The following is a 17615-nucleotide window of genomic DNA, read 5'->3' as shown; positions in this document are numbered from 1 at the left end:
GAAAACACCGAAGCCGCCGAGGGGAAGTTCCGGCGGCAGTATGGAGGAATTCGGCAGGCCCGGACCCACAAAAGGGGAAGCCGTACCCCGCGGGTGCGGGGCACGGCTTCAGGGTCGTTCAACGGGAATTCATGCGTACTGGGCGACCAGGCTCTTGGGGCGGATGTCCGTCCAGTTCCGCTCCACGTAAGCCAGCGCGTCCGCCCGGCTGCCGGCCCCCCACACCACGTCCCAGCCTGCGGGAACATTGGCGAACACGGGCCACAGGGCGTGCTGTCCCTCCTCGTTCACCACGACGTGGAAGGTGCCCTCGGTGTCGTCGAAAGGATTGGTCATGACAGACTCCTCAATTTCTCGGAAAGGATGCGGCCGATCAGTGCGAGGGGTTCCGGCTCGCCCATTCTGGTGTGCGGGACCCCGATGACATGGTTCTCGACGCGGCCCTCGACATACGGAATCCAGTGCTGCGCGAGAGTGTTCTCCGTCTCCCCGTCCTCGATGGCCGCCAGGAACACCAGGTCGGTGGCGACGGGGCGCGGGGCGTACAGGTTCATGATTTCGGCGTGGTTGATGGAGGCGCCGATGACGGACCGGATCTCCTCGTCCGAGAAGGCCCCGAGGACCGGGTCCTTCAGCCGGACCAGCCCGATGAGCGCGTCCACGTCGAAGGGTGCGTCCTCGGGCGCTTCGGAGGCGTCCCCGACCAGCATGTCCCGCTTCTGCGCGGGGGTCATCCGGCGCCGCTGCGGCTCCGTCGGCAGCAGGTGGACGTCCATCATGGCCAGCAGGTCGGTGCGTTCCCCGAGTTCGGCCAGCCGGACGGCCAGGGCGTGCGCGACCGTGCCGCCGAAGGACCAGCCGAGGAAGCGGTACGGGCCGTGCGGCTGGACCTCGCGGATCAGCGGCAGGTAGTCCGCCACCATCTCCTCGACCGTCTCCGGGGAGTGGCCGAGCTCGCTCAGGGCCCGAGCCTGGATCGCGTACAGCGGCTGGTCCGGCCCGAGGTGCTGGGCGAGCCCGGCGTACGGCCAGCCCACGCCGGTGCCGGGGTGGATGCAGAACAACGGCTGCCGCGCGCCCCGGGTGTTGAGGGGGAGCACCACCCCCATCGGGTCGAAGCCGCTGGGCTCGTCGCCCAGCAGCCCCGCCACCGTCGGGGTGCGGAACAGGTCCCGGACGCCGCGGTCCAGCCCCAGGACGGTCCGCATCCGGCTCACCAGACGCACCCCGAGCAGCGAATGCCCGCCCAGCGCGAAGAAGTTGTCGTCGATGCCGACCCCCTCCACGCCCAGGACCTCGGCGAACAGGCCGCACAGGACCTCCTCGCGCGGCGTGCGCGCCGGCCGCCCCGCGGTCCGTACGGCCGGGGCGGGCGCGGGCAGCGCCGCCCGGTCGGGCTTGCCGTTGACGGTCAGCGGGATGCCGTCGAGCAGGACGAGGGCCGAGGGCACCATGTGCTCGGGGAGTTCGTCCGCCGCCCACCGCAGCAGCGCGGCCTCGTCGAGGGTGTGGCCGGCGCGCGGGACGGCATACGCCACGAGCCGCTTGCCGCCCGGGCCGTCCTCGAAGACCATCACGGCGACCTGGCCCACGCCCGGGTGGCGGGCCAGGGTCTCCTCGATCTCACCGGGCTCGATCCGGAAGCCGCGGAGCTTGATCTGCCCGTCAGCCCGCCCGATGAACCGCAGTTCACCCGCCGGGGTCCAGTGCACCAGGTCGCCGGTCCGGTACATCCGGCCGCCGTCCGCGCCGAACGGGTCGGCGACGAACCGCTCCGCCGTCAGCCCGGGCCGGCTGATGTAGCCGCGGGCCACCTGCGTACCGGCGATGTACATCTCGCCGGCGACCCCGACGGGGACCGGGCGCAGCCGCTCGTCCAGGACGTGGACGCGCGTGTTGTCGAGGGCCGCGCCCAGGTGGACGCCCTGGAGGACGCGCCGGTCGAGCGGGAAGCGCTGCTGGTGCGAGGCGAAGGTGGTCTCGGTGGGCCCGTACGAGTGCACGAGTACCGTGTCGGGGCAGTGGTCCAGGACCCGCTGGAGGGCGCTCGGCGAGGCCACGTCGCCGCCGGTCCACACCTCGTCGAGGAGCTTGAGGGTGTCCAGGCCCTCGTCCGCCATGATGTGGAACAGGCCCATGGTGAAGTAGGCGGCGGTGACGTCGTAGGTGCGGATGGTGTGGTCGAGTTCGGCGACGTCCGTGCCGTCGCCGGGGGCGATGACAAGCTGCCCGCCGTTCAGCAGCGGCACCCACAGCTCGTACGTGGAGGCATCGAAGCCGATCGCCGAATGGACCAGCATCCGGCGGTGGTTGGCCAGGTCCCAGCAGCGGTCGGTGACGAGCTCCACCACGTTGCGGTGGGTGACGCCGACGCCCTTGGGGCGGCCGGTCGAGCCGGAGGTGAACATGACGTACATCAGGTCGTCCTCGCCGACGGCCACGCCGGGGTCGCCACCCGGACGGCCCCCCACCGGGGTGTCGACGGACAGCACCCGGGCCCCCGCGTCGAGCTGGCGGCGCACGGGCGCCGAGCCGGCGTGCGCCTCCTGCGTGAGCAGGACCCGGGCGCCGACGTCCTCCATGACCACGGCCACCCGGGCGTCCGGCAGCCGCGGGTCCAGCGGTACGTACGCCGCCCCGCACTTGAGCACCGCCAGCGCGGCGACCACCAGGTGCGGGCTGCGGTCCAGCAGCAGCCCCACCGCACCGCCGCGGCCCACCCCGGCCTCGATCAGCCGGTGCGCCAGGGCGTTGGCGCGGGCGTCCAGCGCGGCGTAGGAGAGGCTCTCCTCCCCGTAGGACAGCGCGGTCCGGTGCGGTGTGCGGCGGGCCTGCGCCGCGAACCGCTCGTGCACCAGTCCGCAGGCGGCCCGCGGCACCGCCGTGTCGTTGTACCGGGTGACCAGCCGGTGCTCCTCCTCGGGCGAGAGCAGCGGCAGATCACCGATCCGCTGCTGCGGGTCCTCGGCCACCGCCCGCAGGATGCGGGCCAGATGACCGGCGAGCGTCGCCGCCGTCGCCCCGTCGTACAGGTCCGTCGCGTATTCGAGTACGCCGGCCAGCCCGCCCGGGGTCCCGTCCGCACCGCGCCTCTCGCGCAGGGACACCGTCAGGTCGAACTTGGTGAACCCGGAAGCCGACCCGAGCGGGGTCCCGTCCAGGGCCCCGCCCGCCGGGACCGGCGACTCGGCCGGTTCGACCTGGACGACCGCCTGGACCAGGGGGTGGTGGGCGGTGGAGCGCACCGGGTTCAGCTGCTCGACGACCAGGTCGAAGGGCAGGTCCTGGTGGGCGTAGGCGGCGAGGCCGGCGTCCCGGACCCGGCCGAGCAGTTCGGTGAAGAGCGGGTCGCCGGAGGTGTCGCAGCGCAGCACGAGGGTGTTGACGAAGAAGCCGACCAGGTCGTCGAGGGCCTCGTCGTCGCGGCCCGCGACCACCGTGCCGAGCGGGAGGTCGGTGCCCGCGCCGTGCCGGGTGAGGGCGGCGGCGAAGGCGGCCTGGACCACCATGAACAGGGTGGCCCCGTGTTCCAGCGCCAGCGCCTCCAGACGGGCGTGCGTGGCGGCGTCCAGTTCCAGCGGGGTCGCCTCACCGCGGTGCGAGGCCTCGGCGGGCCGGGTACGGGCACCGGTCAGCTCCAGCGCGGGCGGTGCGTCCGCCAGGGTGTCCTTCCAGTAGGCGATGTGCGCGGCCACCGCCTCCCCGTCCAGGACCTCGCGCTCCCACAGGGTGTAGTCGGTGTACTGCACCGGCAGCGGCTGCAGGCCGGGCGCCGATCCCGCCAGCCGGGCCTCGTAGGCGGCCGCCAGATCGCGGATCAGCGGTCCGGTGGACCAGCCGTCGGCGGCGATGTGGTGCACGAGCAGCACCAGGACCTGCACCGGGCCGCCGCCCTCGTCGGCGGTGTCGATCAGCGAGGCCCGCAGCGGCAGTTCGCCCGCGAGGTCGAAGACGTGCCCGGCGGCCGCGTCGACCGCCGCCTCCAGCCCGTCCGGGGCCGCGGTGACCCGCTCCAGCACCGGCCGCGCCGCCTCCACGACCCGCTGGTACGGCTGGCCGTCCACCGCCGGGTACACCGTCCGCAGCACCTCGTGCCGCCCGGCCACGTCCGCCAGGGCCTCGGCCAGCACGTCCGGGTCCAACGGCCGCTCCAGCCGCAGCGCGAAGGGGATGGTGTAGGAGCGGCTCGGCCCCTCCAACTGGTCCACGAACCACAGCCTGCGCTGCGCGTACGACAGCGGGATCCGCTCCGGCCGCGCCTCCCGCGGTACGCGGACCAGCGGGGGCCGCCCGGCCGCGGCGCTGTCCCGGACCAGCCGCAGCGCCAGTTCGGCGGGGGTCGGGGCCAGGAACAGGTCCCGGATCCGCGCCTCGACGCCGAGCACGGCCCGGATCCGGTTGACGAGCCGCACCCCCGTCATCGAGTGCCCGCCGACCGAGAAGAAGTTCTCGTGCGGCTCCACCCGGTCGAGCCCGATCACCTCCGCGAACAGCCGGCACAGCGCCTCCAGCACCTCCTGGGCGGGGGAGTGCCCGGCGGTCGCGGCCTGCCGGGCCTGCTGCTGCTCCGCCCGGGCCGTCGCGAGCCCGGCCCGCAGCCGAGCCACCTCGCGGCCCTCCTCCTCGGTGAGCAGGGGCAGTTCACCACGGGGCGCGTACGGCTCGGCCGCGGCGCGCTCCAGGGCCCGGACGAACAGGTCCAGCAGCAGCCGTGCGGTGTCCGCGTCGAACAGGTCAACCGCGTACTGCCACCACACCTCCAGACCACCGCCGGGGAGCTCCACGCAGGAGACGCTCAGGTCGAACTTGGCTGCCTCCAGGCCGGGTTCCGTGAACCGGCCGGTCAGCGCGCCGCCGCCCAGCGAGAACGACGGCTCGCCCTGCTCCTGCGCGGTCAGCATCACCTGGAAGAACGGGTTGACGGCGAGGGCGCGTTCGGGCGCCAGGTGCTCCACCAGCAGGTCGAAGGGGAATTCCTGATGGGCGTAGGCGGCGAGGTCCGCGTCCCGGGCCCGGTCCACCAGCTCCGCGTAGGGCACGTCACCGGAGACATCGGTGCGCAGGACCAGGGTGTTGACGAAGAAGCCGACCAGGGCGTCCAGGGCCTCGTCCCCGCGCCCCGCGACCGGGGTGCCGATCGCCACGTCGGAGCCCGCGCCGACGGCGGCCAGGGCCAGGGCCAGCGCAGGCTGGAGCACCATCAGCAGGCTCGCACCGCGCTCCGCGCCGAGGGCGCCGAGCCTGCGGTGGGCGTCCGCGTCGAGCCGGGCTACGAGGGTCGCGCCCTCGCCGGTCGGCTCCGCGGGCCGCGGCCGGTCCGCCGGCAGGTCGAGCACGGTCGGCATCCCGTCGAGCGCGGTCCGCCAGTGGCCGAGCAGGTCCGCCGGATCGGCGAGGAGTTCCTGTTGCCACAGCGTGTAGTCGGCGTACTGCACCGGCAGCGGCTCCCACCCGGGCGCACCGCCCGCCAGCCGGGCCGCGTACGCCTCCCCGAGATCGCGCAGCAGAGGGGTGACGGACCAGCCGTCGGTGGCGATGTGGTGGGTCAGCAGGGCGAGGGTGGCGGAGCCGTCTCCCGGCAGGAACAGCCTTGCCCGGACCGGCAGTTGGGTGGAAAGGTCGAAGGCGGCTCCGGTGAAGGCGGCCACCAGCCCCGCCACTTCCTGCGGCGCGCACTCCCGGACCGCCAGCGGAACGGGCGGCGCCGCCAGGACGTGCTGGTACGGCTCGGAGTCCACGGCCGGGTACACGGTCCGCAGGACCTCGTGCCGCTCCACGAGATCGGCGAGCGCGCCCTCCAGGGCCGCCGTGTCGGGGACCTCGTCCAGCCGCACCACCACCGGCAGGTTGTAGGTGGCCGACGGCCCCTCCAGCCCGGCCAGGAACCACAGCCGCCGCTGCGCGAAGGACAGCGGCACCCGGTCCTCGGCGGGCAGCACCGGCCCGGCGAAGACGGCGTGGGCGTCGCGGCCGCTCACGCCGTCCGCAGCCCGCAGGGACTTCCGGTCGATCTTCCCCGAGGAGGTCCGGGGCAGCGGGCCCGCCAGCAGCGTCAGCGTGCCCGGAACGGCCGCTGCGGGCAGCTCCGCCCGCAGCAGCGCGGAGAGTTCCCCGGCGGACACCCCGTCCTCGGCGACCACGAAGGCCACCAGGCGCTTGCCGCCGTCCGGGCTCTCCCGCGGTACGACGGCCGCCTCGCGGACCCCCGGGTGCGAGGTCAGCACCGACTCCACCGAAGCGGGGTCCACCCGGTGCCCGTTGATCTTCACCTCGTCGTCGGCCCGCCCCTGGAAGCCGAGCTGCCCGTCCGGCCGTACGGTCACCAGGTCGCCGGTGCGGTACGCGCGCTCCCCGCCCAGAGAGGCGAAACGGCGCCCGGTCAGCTCGGGCCGGCCCAGATAGCCTTGCGCCAACCCCCCGCCCAGCAGCCACAGTTCACCGTCCACCACCGCGGCCCGGACGCCCGGCAGGGGCTCGCCGATGGGCACCGGCCCGCCCCCGTACCGGGAGAGGTCGGCCACCGTGGCCACGACGGTCGCCTCCGTCGGCCCGTACGTGTTGAGCAGGCGCACCCGCTCGCCGTCCACGGCCCGGCACCACTGCGCCACCCGCTCGGGCAACGCGGCCTCCCCGCCGATGACCACCGTACGGAGCGTGGGCGGCAGGGTGGCGATCCCGGCGGCGAGGGCGTGCGCCAGCTCGTGCCAGTAGGCGGTGGGCAGGTCCAGCACGGTGATGCCGTGCTCCACGCACCCGGCCAGCAGCCCCGGTACGTCCAGCATCTCCTCGTCGCGCAGCACGAGCCGGGCGCCGGAGCCGAGGGCCAGGAAGATCTCCTCGACGCTGGCGTCGAAGTGCAGCGGCGCGAACTGGAGCACCCGGTCCTCGGCGTTGATCCCGTACCTCTCGGCCGCACCGGCGACGAAGTGGGCCAGGGCCCCGTGTCCGACGACCACCCCGTTCGGGGTGCCGGTGGAGCCGGAGGTGTAGATGACGTAGGCGGCGTCCCCGGGTACCCCGCCGCCGGGGAGCACGGACTCCCCCTCGCCGGGGACGTCCGCCGTCCCGGCGCAGTCGGCGAGGATCGAGGCGTTGCGGGCGGGCGGCGCCGCGGGGTCCAGCGGCAGGTAGGCGGCCCCGGTCCGCAGGGCGGCGAGCAGCCCCACGACGGCATCGGTCCCGCGCGGCCTGCTCACGGCGACGAGCCGCCCCGGCCCGGCCCCCCGCTCCGCCAGTTCGTCGGCGCGCAGGGCCACCGCGAGGGCGAGCTGCCCGTACGTCATCCGCTGCTCGCCGTGCACCAGCGCGATCCGCTCCGCGCCCGCGGCGACCTGGGCGTCGAACCGGTCGAGCACGCGCGGCGCCGGGCTGATCGCCGGGCCGCCGTCCAGGACGGCGGCGGCGGTGGGGGCGGTCGAGGGCATCGCGGGGCCTCCAGGCGAGGGGACGGGGGTGCGGAGCGGGTCCGTGGCCCCACGCTACGTACGCCCCGCGCCCCCGGCGGGCAGTCCCCGGCGGCAGCTCCCGGCCCCGACCTGCCGCCCCCAACTGCCGTTCCCCCAGCGTCGGCCCGGGGCGTCCGCCGGCAGTCGGTGGTGGCAGGATGGCGTGCCATGACCGCACCGATCAGTGAGTCCTGGACGCGCATCGAGAACTGGCTGGCCGAGCACGCCCCGGCGACCCGCGCCGCGCTGGCGCCGCCCGCGGCTCCGGCGGACATCGCCGCGGCCGAACGCGTCATCGGCCGGCCGCTGCTGAAGCCCCTGGTGGCGTCGTTGTCGCGGCACGACGGTCTCCTCGACCGGCGGTCGGTGCTGCTGCCGGGCTTCTACCGGCCGTTGAGCGCACGCGAGACGGCGGCCGAGTGGCAGCTCTTCACCGGCTTCCACGACGCGCCCACGACGGAGGCGGAAGGGGGCGAGGCGGACCTCGAGTTCATGAGGACCGGGGCCAGCAGGGTTCTGTACGGACATCCGCAGCTGATCCCCGTCGCGCGGGACGTCCGCGGGGCCCTTCTCGTGCTGGACCACCGTCCCGAGACCGACCGGGGGCGCGTCCACGAAGCCGAGGCCGTGGAAGGCGTCGTCCGCGGATCGCACGCGATGTGGACTTCCCTGCCGGTGCTCCTGGACGCGCTCGCCCTGTCCCTCGAAACCACCCGGCCCCTCGACGGCTACACGCCCGCGGTGGACGAGGAGCACAGGCTCCACTGGGACTACACCCCGCCGCGCGGCGCCCCGGCCTCGCATCGGCCATGACACGGAGAGGCCCAGCACGCTGCCTCGGGCGCACGCACCGCCGTCGTCACCGCCACCTGGGCCACCTGACGCCATCGCCCCGGCCCACCCGTTCCCACGGGATCGGGTCGGCCTACTGTCGTTGCCCGTGACCGAATCCTCCTCGCACCTCCGTGCGACATCAGACGCCTACGACGCCTTCGCCGTCCGCTACGCGGAATTCGTCCGCAACTCCCTCGACGGTCTTCCGCTGGACCGCTCGGTCCTCGCCGCGTTCGCCGACCTGGCGCGAGCCGGTGTTGCCGGGCCCGTCGCCGAGCTGGGGTGTGGTCCGGGGTATCTGACGGCGCACCTGCGAGATCTGGGGCTGGACGCCTTCGGTGTCGACCTCTCGCCGGTGATGATCGGCATCGCCCGGGAGGCGTACGCCGATGCGCGGTTCGAAGTCGGGTCGATGGACGCCCTGGACCTGGCCGACGGGACGCTGGGCGGCATCGTGTCCTGGTACTCGGTCATCCATGCCCCGCCGCGGGAACTGCCCGCGTACCTCGCCGAGTTCCGCCGCGTACTGGCCGTGGGCGGCACTCTCCTGGTTGCCTTCTTCGAGGCCGAGGGCGGTCCGGTGGAGGCCTTCGACCACAAGGTGACCACGGCCTACCGGTGGCCGATCGACGAACTCGCCGGGCTGGCCCGCGAGGCCGGGTTCGTCGAGGTCGGCCGGATGCTGCGCGAGCCCCTCACGGAGGAACGGTTCCGCCGCGGTCATCTTCTGATGCGGGCCCAGGAGCGGTAGCCACGTCCGGCCGATGACGATCCGCGGTGGCGGTGGCGGTGGCGGTGGCGGCCGCGGCGGTGGTGCCGGTGGTGCCGCGCGACCGTGCGGGTGTCGGCGCGAGGCGCCGGACGTCGGAGGGCCGCAGGCTCGCAACGGCCCTCCCTTCGTAGCGGTACTGGTCATGCTCGTACGGGGGCGACTGGCTGGACCACCTCATCGAGTGGACCCGGGACGGTAGGCCCGACCTAGGGCCGGACGCGGGTGCCCGCGTGGGTGCGGCGGCGCAGGGCGGGGGCCGGGGTCGGGGTGGTGGGGGCGGACAGGAGCAGGGCCGCCAGTTTGGCCGGGGTCGGGTGACGGAAGACCTCGCGGAGGGTGAGCTCGCGGCCCAGCTCCGCCCGGACCCGGTTCACCAGGCGCACCGCCAGCAGTGAATGGCCCCCGGACTTGAAGAAGTTGTCGTCCGGGCCGAGCCCGCCGCTCTCCAGGACCTCCGCGAACAGCCGCAGCACGGTGGCCGCCACGCCGTCCCCCCGGTCCTCCCGGCGCTCCCGGTTTCCCCGGTTTCCCCGGTTCTCCCCGTCCTCGCGGTTCCCCTGGTGCTCTCCCGCCGCCGGGGCCGCCTGCGGGAGGTGTACCGCCGAGGGGACCGCGTACTCCGGCAGCCGTTCGGCGGCCCAGGCCTGGAGCTCCGCCTCCGTGACCGCCCCCTCCGCGTGCGCGGTAAGCCGGCCCTCCGAGACCCGAGCCCGCGCCCGGACCACCGCCGGATGCGAGGCCAGCACCGCCGAGACGTGTGCCAGGTCGATCCGGTAGCCGCCGACCAGCGGCCGCCCGGCCCTGGTGTCGGGCGGCGCGGGCAACTCCGAGAGGCGGCGCGCCGGATCGGCCGAGAACAGCTCCAGGGCCGCCACCAGCAGGGCGGCCAGCCGCTCCGCGCCCGCGGGCCCGTACAGGTCCGTGGCGTACTCCAGGACCCCGGCCAGTCCGCCGCCCGGGACCGCGCTCAGGGCGAAGGTCAGGTCCGACTTGGCGGTCCGTGACCCGTACGGGAGCTCCGTACCGGCCAGCGGCCCGTCCCGGTCGGCCGCCGGCGGCTCCGGGTTGACCTGGAGCATCACCTGGACCAGCGGGTGGTGGGCGGAGGACCGGTGCGGGTTGACGTGCTCCACGAGCCGGTCGAAGGGCAGGTCCTGGTGCGCGTACGCGGCCAGGTCCGCCTCCCGTACCCGGTCCAGCAGCTCCCCGAAGGCCGGGTCACCGGCCGTGTCCGTGCGCAGCACCAGGGTGTTGACGAAGAAGCCGACCAGCGGGGACAGAGCTTCGTCGGAGCGGCCCGCGACCGTGGTGCCCAGCGCCAGGTCGGTGCCCGCGCCCAGCCGGGTCAGGGCGGCGGCGAGGGCGGCCTGGACCACCATGAACAGCGTGGCCCCGTGCGTGTGCGCGAGGCGGGTCAGCCTCCGGCAGGTGGCCGCGTCCACCGCGAACCCGGTGACCGCGCCCCGGCCCGAGGGCTCCGCGGGCCGGGGCCGGTCCGTCGGCAGGTCCGTGAGCGGCGCCAGCCCCGCCAAGGCTGTGCTCCAGTAGCCCAGTTCGGCATCCGCGTCGGCGAGCAGCTCGCGCTGCCAGAGGGTGTGGTCGGCGTACTGCACGGGCAGCGGCGACCAGCCAGGCTCCCGCCCGGCGCACCGCGCCTCGTACGCCGCCGCCAGGTCGGCGAGCAGCGGCCCCGTCGACCAGCCGTCCGCCGCGATGTGATGGACGAGGAGCACCAGGGTGTGCGACGGGCCCTTTTCGTCCGGGAGGAACAGCCAGGCCCGGAAGGGCAGGTCCCGGGTCAGGTCGAAGACGTGCCCCGCGGCCTCGTCCACGGCCGCCGCCACGTCCGCGGGCCGGGCGAGTTCCAGCTGCGGCCGGGCCCCGGAGAGCACTCGCTGGTACGGCTCGCCGCCCTCGGCCCCGTACACCGTCCGCAGCACCTCGTGCCGCTCGGCCACGTCCGCGAGGGCCGCGGCCAGCGCGGCCGGGTCCAGGGGCCGCTCCAGCCGCCGCACCAGCGCGATGTTGTACGCCGGTGACGGGCCCTCCAACTGGTCCACGAACCACAGCCGGCGCTGCGCGGCGGACAGCGGGATCCGCTCCGGCCGCGCCCGCGGCGGTACGGTCACCAGCGCGGGCCGGGCCGTGGCCGCGCCGCCGAGCTCCGCCAGGCGCCGGTGCAGGGCGGCCGGGGTGGGCGCCAGGAACAGGTCGCGGATGCCCGCCTCGACGCCCAGTACGGCCCGGATCCGGTTGACGAGCTTGCTGGCGAGCAGCGAATGGCCGCCGCTGCGGAAGAAGTTGGCGTCGGCGCGCACGCTCTCGAGGCCCAGCAGCTCGGCGAACAGACCGCACAGGATCTCCTCCCGCGGGGAGAGGGACACCGGGGCGGAGCCGGAGCCGGCTGACCGCTCCTGCCCGGCCGACCGCTCCCGTTCCGCCGACCGCTCCCGTTCGGCCGCCTCGTCGAGCGCGGCCCGTTTGAGCGCCAGGTGGTCGTCCTCCTCGGCGCGGACCAGGGCCAGCTCGCCGAGCCGGGCGTCCGGCGAGGCCGCGAACGCCTCCAGCGCCCGCACGTACACCTCCAGCAGCAGCCGGGCCGTGTCCGCGTCGAACAGGTCCCGCGCGTACTGCACGTGCACGTCCAGCCCGGCCGGAGCGCCGTCCTCGGCCAGGTGCTGCGCACAGTGGAAGCTGAGGTCGAACTTGGCGGCGCCCAGGTCCGTGCTCCCGGCGCGGCCCGCGATGCCGCCGAGGCGGAACCGGTCCTGCCCGGTCTCCTGCCCGGCCTCCTGCACGGTCAGCATCACCTGGAAGAAGGGGTGCTCGCCCAGGGCCCGCCCGGGCTCCGCGAGCCGCTCCACCAGCAGGCCGAAGGGCAGGTCCTGATGGTCGAAGGCGGCCAGGTCCGCGTCCCGGACCCGGTCGACCAGCTCCCCGACGGCCGGATCGCCCGACAGATCGGTGCGCAGCACCAGGGAGTTGACGAAGCAGCCGACGAGCTCGTGCAGGTCCTGGTCCGGGCGGCCCGCCACGGGCGTCCCGATCGCCAGGTCCGTGCCCGCACCGGCCGCCGACAGGGCCGCCGCCAGCGCGGACCGGGCCACCATGAAGAAGCTGGCCCGCCGGGTGCGGGCCAGCGCCACCAGCGCCCGGTGCGCCCCCGCCCCGAGCCGCGCGCGGTGCGCCCCGGCCCGGCCCGAGGGCTCGACGGGGCGCGGCCGGTCGGCGGGCAGCGCCGTCCGGGCCGGCATACCCTCCAGCGCCGCCTTCCAGTGGCCGAGCAGCCCGGCGGGGTCGGCCAGCAGCTCGCGCTGCCACAGCGCGTAGTCGGCGTACTGCACCGGCAGCGCCCGCCACCGCGGAGCCCGGCCCGCGCACCGGGCCGCGTACGCCTCGCCGAGGTCGCGCAGCAGCGGCGCCAGCGACCAGCCGTCGGTGGCGATGTGGTGGATCAGCAGGACCAGCACCGAGGTGCCGTCGCCCGGCAGCAGCAGCCGGGCCCGGAACGGCGGCTCCGCGGCCAGGTCGAAAGTCTCCCGCCCCAGACCCGCGATGCGGGCCTCCAGCGCGGCCGGGGCGCACCCGGCCACCTCCAGCAGCCCTCCGGGCACCGGTACGACCCGCTGGTACGGTTCGCCGCCCTCGGCCCCGTACACCGTCCGCAGCACCTCGTGCCGCTCGGCCACGTCGGCGAGGGCCGCGGCCAGCGCCGCCCGGTCGGGGACCTCGTCCAGGCGCAGCACCAGCGGTGCGTTGTACGTGGCCGACGGACCCTCGATCCGGCCCACCAGCCACAGCGCCCGCTGCGCGGCGGACAGCGGGATGCGCTCCGGCCGCGCGGCGGGCGGTACGGCCACCAGCGCGGGCCGGGCCGTGGCCGCGCCGCCGAGCTCCGCCAGGCGCCGGTGCAGGGCGGCCGGGGTCGGCGCCAGGAACAGGTCCCGGATGCCCAGTTCCAGGCCGAGGGACCCGCGGATCCGGTTGACGAGCTTGCTCGCGAGCAGCGAATGGCCGCCGCTGCGGAAGAAGTTGGCGTCGGCGCTCACGCCCTCGCGGCCCAGCACCTCCGCGAACAGCCCGCACAGGATCTCCTCCCGGGGCGATATGACGTCCTGCCGTACGGGCCCGGCCGCCGCAGGTTCCCGCGCGGTGGCGGCTTCGAGCCGCTGCCGCCGCCCGGCCAGCGCCTTCTCCTCCTCGGCGGTCAGCAGGGCCAGTTCCCCGATCCGCCGCGCCGGGTCCTGGGCGAAGCCCGCGAGGGAGCGTACGTAGACCTCCAGCAGCAGCCGGGCCGTCTCCTCGTCGAAGAGGTCCGCCGCGTACTGGAGCGCGATCTCCATGCCGTCCGGCCGCCCGTCCGCCGCGTGCCGCTGCGCGCAGTACCAGGTCAGGTCGAACTTGGCGGAGTCCAGGCCGACTTCGCCGAGCCGCCCGCCGATGCCCCCGCCCAGGGACACCGGCCCGGCCGCCCCGCTCCCCGCGTCCACGGTCAGCATCACCTGGAAGAACGGGTGGTGGCCGAGCGCCCGTTCCGGGCTGAGGTGCTCCACGAGCAGGTCGAAGGGCAGCTCCGCGTGCTCGTAGGCCGCCAGGTCCGCCTCCCGGACCCGCCGCAGCAGCTCCCCGACGGCCGGATCCCCCGACAGGTCGGTGCGCAGGGCCAGGGAGTTGACGAAGAAGCCGACGAGGTCGTACAGGTCCTCGTCGGGGCGTCCGGCGACCGGCGCGCCGATCACCACGTCCTCGCCCGCCCCGGCGGCGGACAGCGTGGCCGCCAGCGCCGCGCGGGCCACCATCGTCAGGCTCGCCCGGTGGGCGCGGGCCAGCGCGAGCAGGCCGCCGTGCGCCGCCGCGTCCAGCCGGGCCGTCACCGTGGCCCCGCGCCCCGAGGGCTCCGCCGGGCGCGGCCGGTCGGCCGGCAGCCCGATCACCGCCGGAGCCCCGGCCAGGGCGGCCCGCCAGTGCTCCAGCTGCTCCCGGGCCAGGCTGTCCGGATCGGCGGGATCGCCGAGCAGCTCGTGCTGCCACAGGCTGTAGTCCGTGTACTGGACGGGCAGCGGGGCCCACCCCGGTGCCCCGCCCGCCAGCCGGGCCTCGTACGCCCACGCCAGGTCGCGCAGCAGCGGGCCGGTGGACCAGCCGTCGGTGGCCACGTGGTGGATCAGCAGGACCAGGACGGAGGTCCCGTCGCCGGGCCGCAGCAGCCGGGCGCGCAGCGGCGGCTCGGCGGTGATGTCGATCGGCCGGCGGACGAACGCGCCGATTCCGGCGTCGAGTTCGCCCGGCGCGCACGGGGCGGTGCCGAGCCGCGGGGCGGCGGACACGTCCAGGACGTGCTGGTACGGTTCCCCGTCGGCGCCGGCCTTGAGCACGGTGCGCAGCACCTCGTGCCGCTCCACGACGTCCGCCAGCGCGGCACCGAGCGCACCGGCATCGGGTTCCGCGTCGAGGTGCAGGACCACGGGGGCGTTGTAGGCGGCGGACGGGCCTTGCAGGCGGCCCAGGAACCACAGCCGGCGCTGGGCGAACGACAACGGGATCACGGTCATCTCCTTTAGCGGTCCTGGCTCGCGGTGGCGGCGACGAGCGTGTCGAGGTGGGCGGCGAGGTCGCGCAGGCGGGGGTTGGCGTAGACGGCCTTCACCGGGAGGGCGACGCCCAGTTCGGCGCGTACCCGGGACACGAGCTTGATCGCGAGGAGCGAATGGCCGCCCAGCTTGAAGAAGTTGTCCTCCGGGCCGACCCGCTCGGCGCCCAGGACGGCGGCCCAGACTCCGGCGATCAGCTGCTGCGAAGGGGTCAAGCCGTCGGAGTCGGAGCCGGAGTCGGTGTCGGAGCCGGAGCCGGAGTCGGTTTCGGTGTCGGCCCTCGCGAGGAACGGCGCCACCGGCTCGGCGGCGGCCGGGGCCGGGAGGGCCGAGCGGTCCAGCTTGCCGTTGGTGGTGGTCGGGAAGCGGTCCAGGGCGACGAAGGCCGCCGGGACCATGTACGCGGGCAGCACGGCGGCGAGCCCGTCGCGCAGGGCGGCCGCGGAGACCGCGGGGTCCGTGGCGGGCGGCTGCGCCCTGCGGTAGTAGGCCACCAGCCCCGGCGCCCCGTGCACCTCGTCACGCAGCACCACGGCGGCTTCCGCGATGCCCGGAAGTCGCGTCAACGCCGCCTCGATCTCGGGGAGTTCGATGCGGAACCCGCGCAGCTTGACCTGCCCGTCGGCCCGGCCCAGGTACTCCAGCCGGCCGCCCGGCAGCAGCCGCACCAGGTCGCCCGTCCGGTACATCCGGCCACCGCGCGGCCGCGCACCCTCGCCGAGGTCGGCGACGAACCGCTCCGCCGTCAGGCCCGGCCTGCGCCGGTAGCCGCGGCCCACGCGCGGGCCCGCCAGGTACAGCTCGCCGCTCCCGCCGGGTTCCACCGGGTTCAGCTTCTCGTCCAGCACCCGCATCCGCAGCCCGGGCAGCACACCCCCGATGTGCGGGTCCTCGCCCGGGGAGACCCAGCCGGCCGTGGAGTCCACGGTGCACTCGGTCGGCCCGTACAGGTTCACCGTACGCAGGACGCCCTGCGCACCGTGCTCGGCGAGCCGCCGCCACAGCGAGGGGCCGATCGCCTCGCCGCCGATCAGCAGGGTCAGTGGGCGCGGGCCGCCGTCCGCCGTGAGCAGGTCCAGCAGCGGCTCGGCGTGCGAGGGGGTGATGTCCAGATCCGTCAGGGCCTGCTCGTCGACCAGCCGGGCCAGCAGCGCCGGGTCCGCGCGGGTCTCTTCGTCGATCATCACCAGGGTGTCGCCCCGGCAGACGCGTACCCACTGCTGCACCGACGCGTCGAAGGACGGCGAGGCGTTCCAGCCCACCCGGCCGCCCTCGGTGACCGCGATACCCGCGCCCTCCAGCTCGGCCAGCAGCGCTGAGGCGGCCGCCCGGCCGATCTCGACGCCCTTGGGGCGGCCGGTGGAGCCGGAGGTGTAGATGACGTACGCCAGGGTGTCGCCCGCCACGGTCACCGGCACGTACGCGCGCCCCCCGGTGCCCGTGCCGGTGCCCGAGTCGGGGCCCGGCGCGGTCAGTTCGCCCACCGTCAGGTGCTCCACCCCGGGAGCGAGCGGTCCGCCCGACGTGTCGGCGGTGACCACCAGATCGGCGCCCGCGTCCTCGACGAGGTAGCGGCGCCGCTCGGCGGGCAGCTTCGGGTCCACGGGCAGGTACGCGGCCCCGGCGGTCAGGGTTCCGATCAGCGCGGAAACGAGGTCCGCACCGCGCGGCAGGCACAGCGCGACCACGCTCTCGGGCCCGATGCCGCGCGCGGCGAGCCGGTCCGCGATCCGCATCGCCTCGGCGCGCAGCGCACCGAAGCTCAGCTCGCGGTCCCCCGCGACGACGGCGTTGCGGGAGGCGGGGGCGAGGGCCAGCCTCGCGAGCAGGTCGGTGGCGGCGCCCGGGGCCGCGTCGGTGCGGGGGCGCTCGGGGAGGACTGCGGTCACGGTGCTCACTCCCCGGCGAAGACGGTGGTGGACGGCTGGGTCTCGGGGGCGCAGTCGGCCAGCGCGACCGGCTCGCCCATGGCGACGAGGATCTTCCGGTCGCCCTTGTAGGCCTCGCGGCCGTGCGCGCACAGGATGTTGTCGACGATCATCAGGTCGCCCTGCTGCCAGGTCTCCCGTACGGTGACCCGGTCGTACACCGCGTTGATCGCGTCCACCTCGGCGTCGGTGAGCCGGGTGCCGTCGCCCAGGTAGGTGTTGAAGGGCAGCCCGTCCTCCCCGTACGTGTCCACGAGCACCTCGCGGATGTCCGGGTCCAGGGTGCGGCTGTTCCAGAAGGCGAAGTGGTTGAACCAGGTCTTCTCCCCGGTCACCGGGTGCGTGACGATCGCCGATCGGCGCTGCCGGGTGATCATCGAGTCGTCCTCCTCGACCCACTCGTAGCCGACGGTGTTCTCCTCGCAGTACGCCTGCGCCACGCCCTTGTCCTCGGTCGCGAAGGTCTTGTACCAGGGCAGCCCTGCCAGTTCCGAGTAGTTGCGGACGAGCAGCCAGCCGGCCCGCGCGAACCGCTCGACCAGCTCCGCCGGGAGCAGCCGCAGCGCCTCGCGCATATCGCCGACCGTGGTGGCGCCGCCCTCGGCGGGGGCGGTCACGCAGCCAAAGAGCAGCACCCCGGGGAAGTCCAGGGTGTAGCTGTTCTCGTTGTGCAGCCGGATCGGCTGGACGGCCGGCAGGTCGGTGGAGGAGAACACGCCCTCGCCGAAGTCGGTACGCGGGGTGGCCTTCTCCTTGTACCCGGCGCGCTGCCGGATCAGGGCGTCGCGCGCGGCGGCGAACGAGGCGGCGTCCGCGACGGGCAGCCCGCGCAGCAGGACGGCACCACTGCGGTGCAACTCGACCTGGATGTCGGCACGGTGGGCGGTCAGCCAGGTGACGGCCGTCTCCAGGTCGGCCCCGGCCGGGGTGTGGACGACGACGGGCTTGCCGGGCTCACGGACCGGGGTGATCCCGGTTGCGGCGGGGGCGTCTGCGTACGTGGTCATGGACAGTCCTCAAGGCAGGAAGGAAGGAAGGGAGGGGA

At 75.0% G+C, this 17615-nt stretch carries 7 protein-coding genes; 2 read left to right on the top strand and 5 right to left on the bottom strand.

Annotated elements, in window-relative coordinates:
* Positions 1-129: 129 nt before the first annotated feature.
* Entirely contained in the window at positions 130-336 is a 207-nt protein-coding gene (locus OG447_RS28115; RefSeq protein WP_266940235.1) for an MbtH family protein, read from the bottom strand.
* Complete coding sequence (locus OG447_RS28110; RefSeq protein ID WP_266940234.1) at positions 333-7424, bottom strand: non-ribosomal peptide synthetase; 7092 nt, start codon at positions 7422-7424, stop codon at positions 333-335. The genes OG447_RS28115 and OG447_RS28110 overlap by 4 nt, the downstream gene beginning before the upstream one ends.
* 189 nt (positions 7425-7613) lie before the next feature.
* Here OG447_RS28110 and OG447_RS28105 point away from each other — a divergent pair, with 189 nt between their 5' ends.
* Both OG447_RS28105 and OG447_RS28100 read left to right on the top strand, forming a co-directional pair.
* Complete coding sequence (locus OG447_RS28105; RefSeq protein WP_266940233.1) at positions 7614-8258, top strand: hypothetical protein; 645 nt, start codon at positions 7614-7616, stop codon at positions 8256-8258.
* A gap of 127 nt (positions 8259-8385) precedes the next feature.
* Positions 8386-9030, top strand: coding sequence for a class I SAM-dependent methyltransferase (locus OG447_RS28100; protein WP_266940232.1), 645 nt, complete (start codon positions 8386-8388; stop codon positions 9028-9030).
* A 227-nt stretch (positions 9031-9257) separates the two neighbouring features.
* Here the strand turns inward: OG447_RS28100 and OG447_RS28095 are convergent, their stop codons facing one another.
* Genes OG447_RS28095 through OG447_RS28085 form a run of 3 tightly spaced genes read right to left on the bottom strand, consistent with a single transcriptional unit; the run spans position 9258 to position 17577 of the window.
* Positions 9258-14597, bottom strand: a complete 5340-nt coding sequence (locus OG447_RS28095) for a condensation domain-containing protein (RefSeq protein ID WP_266940231.1) — start codon at positions 14595-14597, stop codon at positions 9258-9260.
* 11 nt (positions 14598-14608) lie between these two features.
* On the bottom strand, positions 14609-16531 hold the full coding sequence (locus tag OG447_RS28090; RefSeq protein ID WP_266940230.1) for a non-ribosomal peptide synthetase: 1923 nt from the start codon (positions 16529-16531) through the stop codon (positions 14609-14611).
* A 5-nt stretch (positions 16532-16536) separates the two neighbouring features.
* Positions 16537-17577 carry a TauD/TfdA family dioxygenase gene (locus tag OG447_RS28085; protein ID WP_266940229.1) on the bottom strand — a complete coding sequence of 347 codons (1041 nt, stop codon included), beginning with the start codon at positions 17575-17577 and terminating at the stop codon, positions 16537-16539.
* Positions 17578-17615 lie beyond the last annotated feature (38 nt).

Source organism: Streptomyces sp. NBC_01408 (assembly GCF_026340255.1).
Taxonomy (GTDB): domain Bacteria; phylum Actinomycetota; class Actinomycetes; order Streptomycetales; family Streptomycetaceae; genus Streptomyces.
This window is presented reverse-complemented; position numbering and strand designations above follow the sequence as displayed.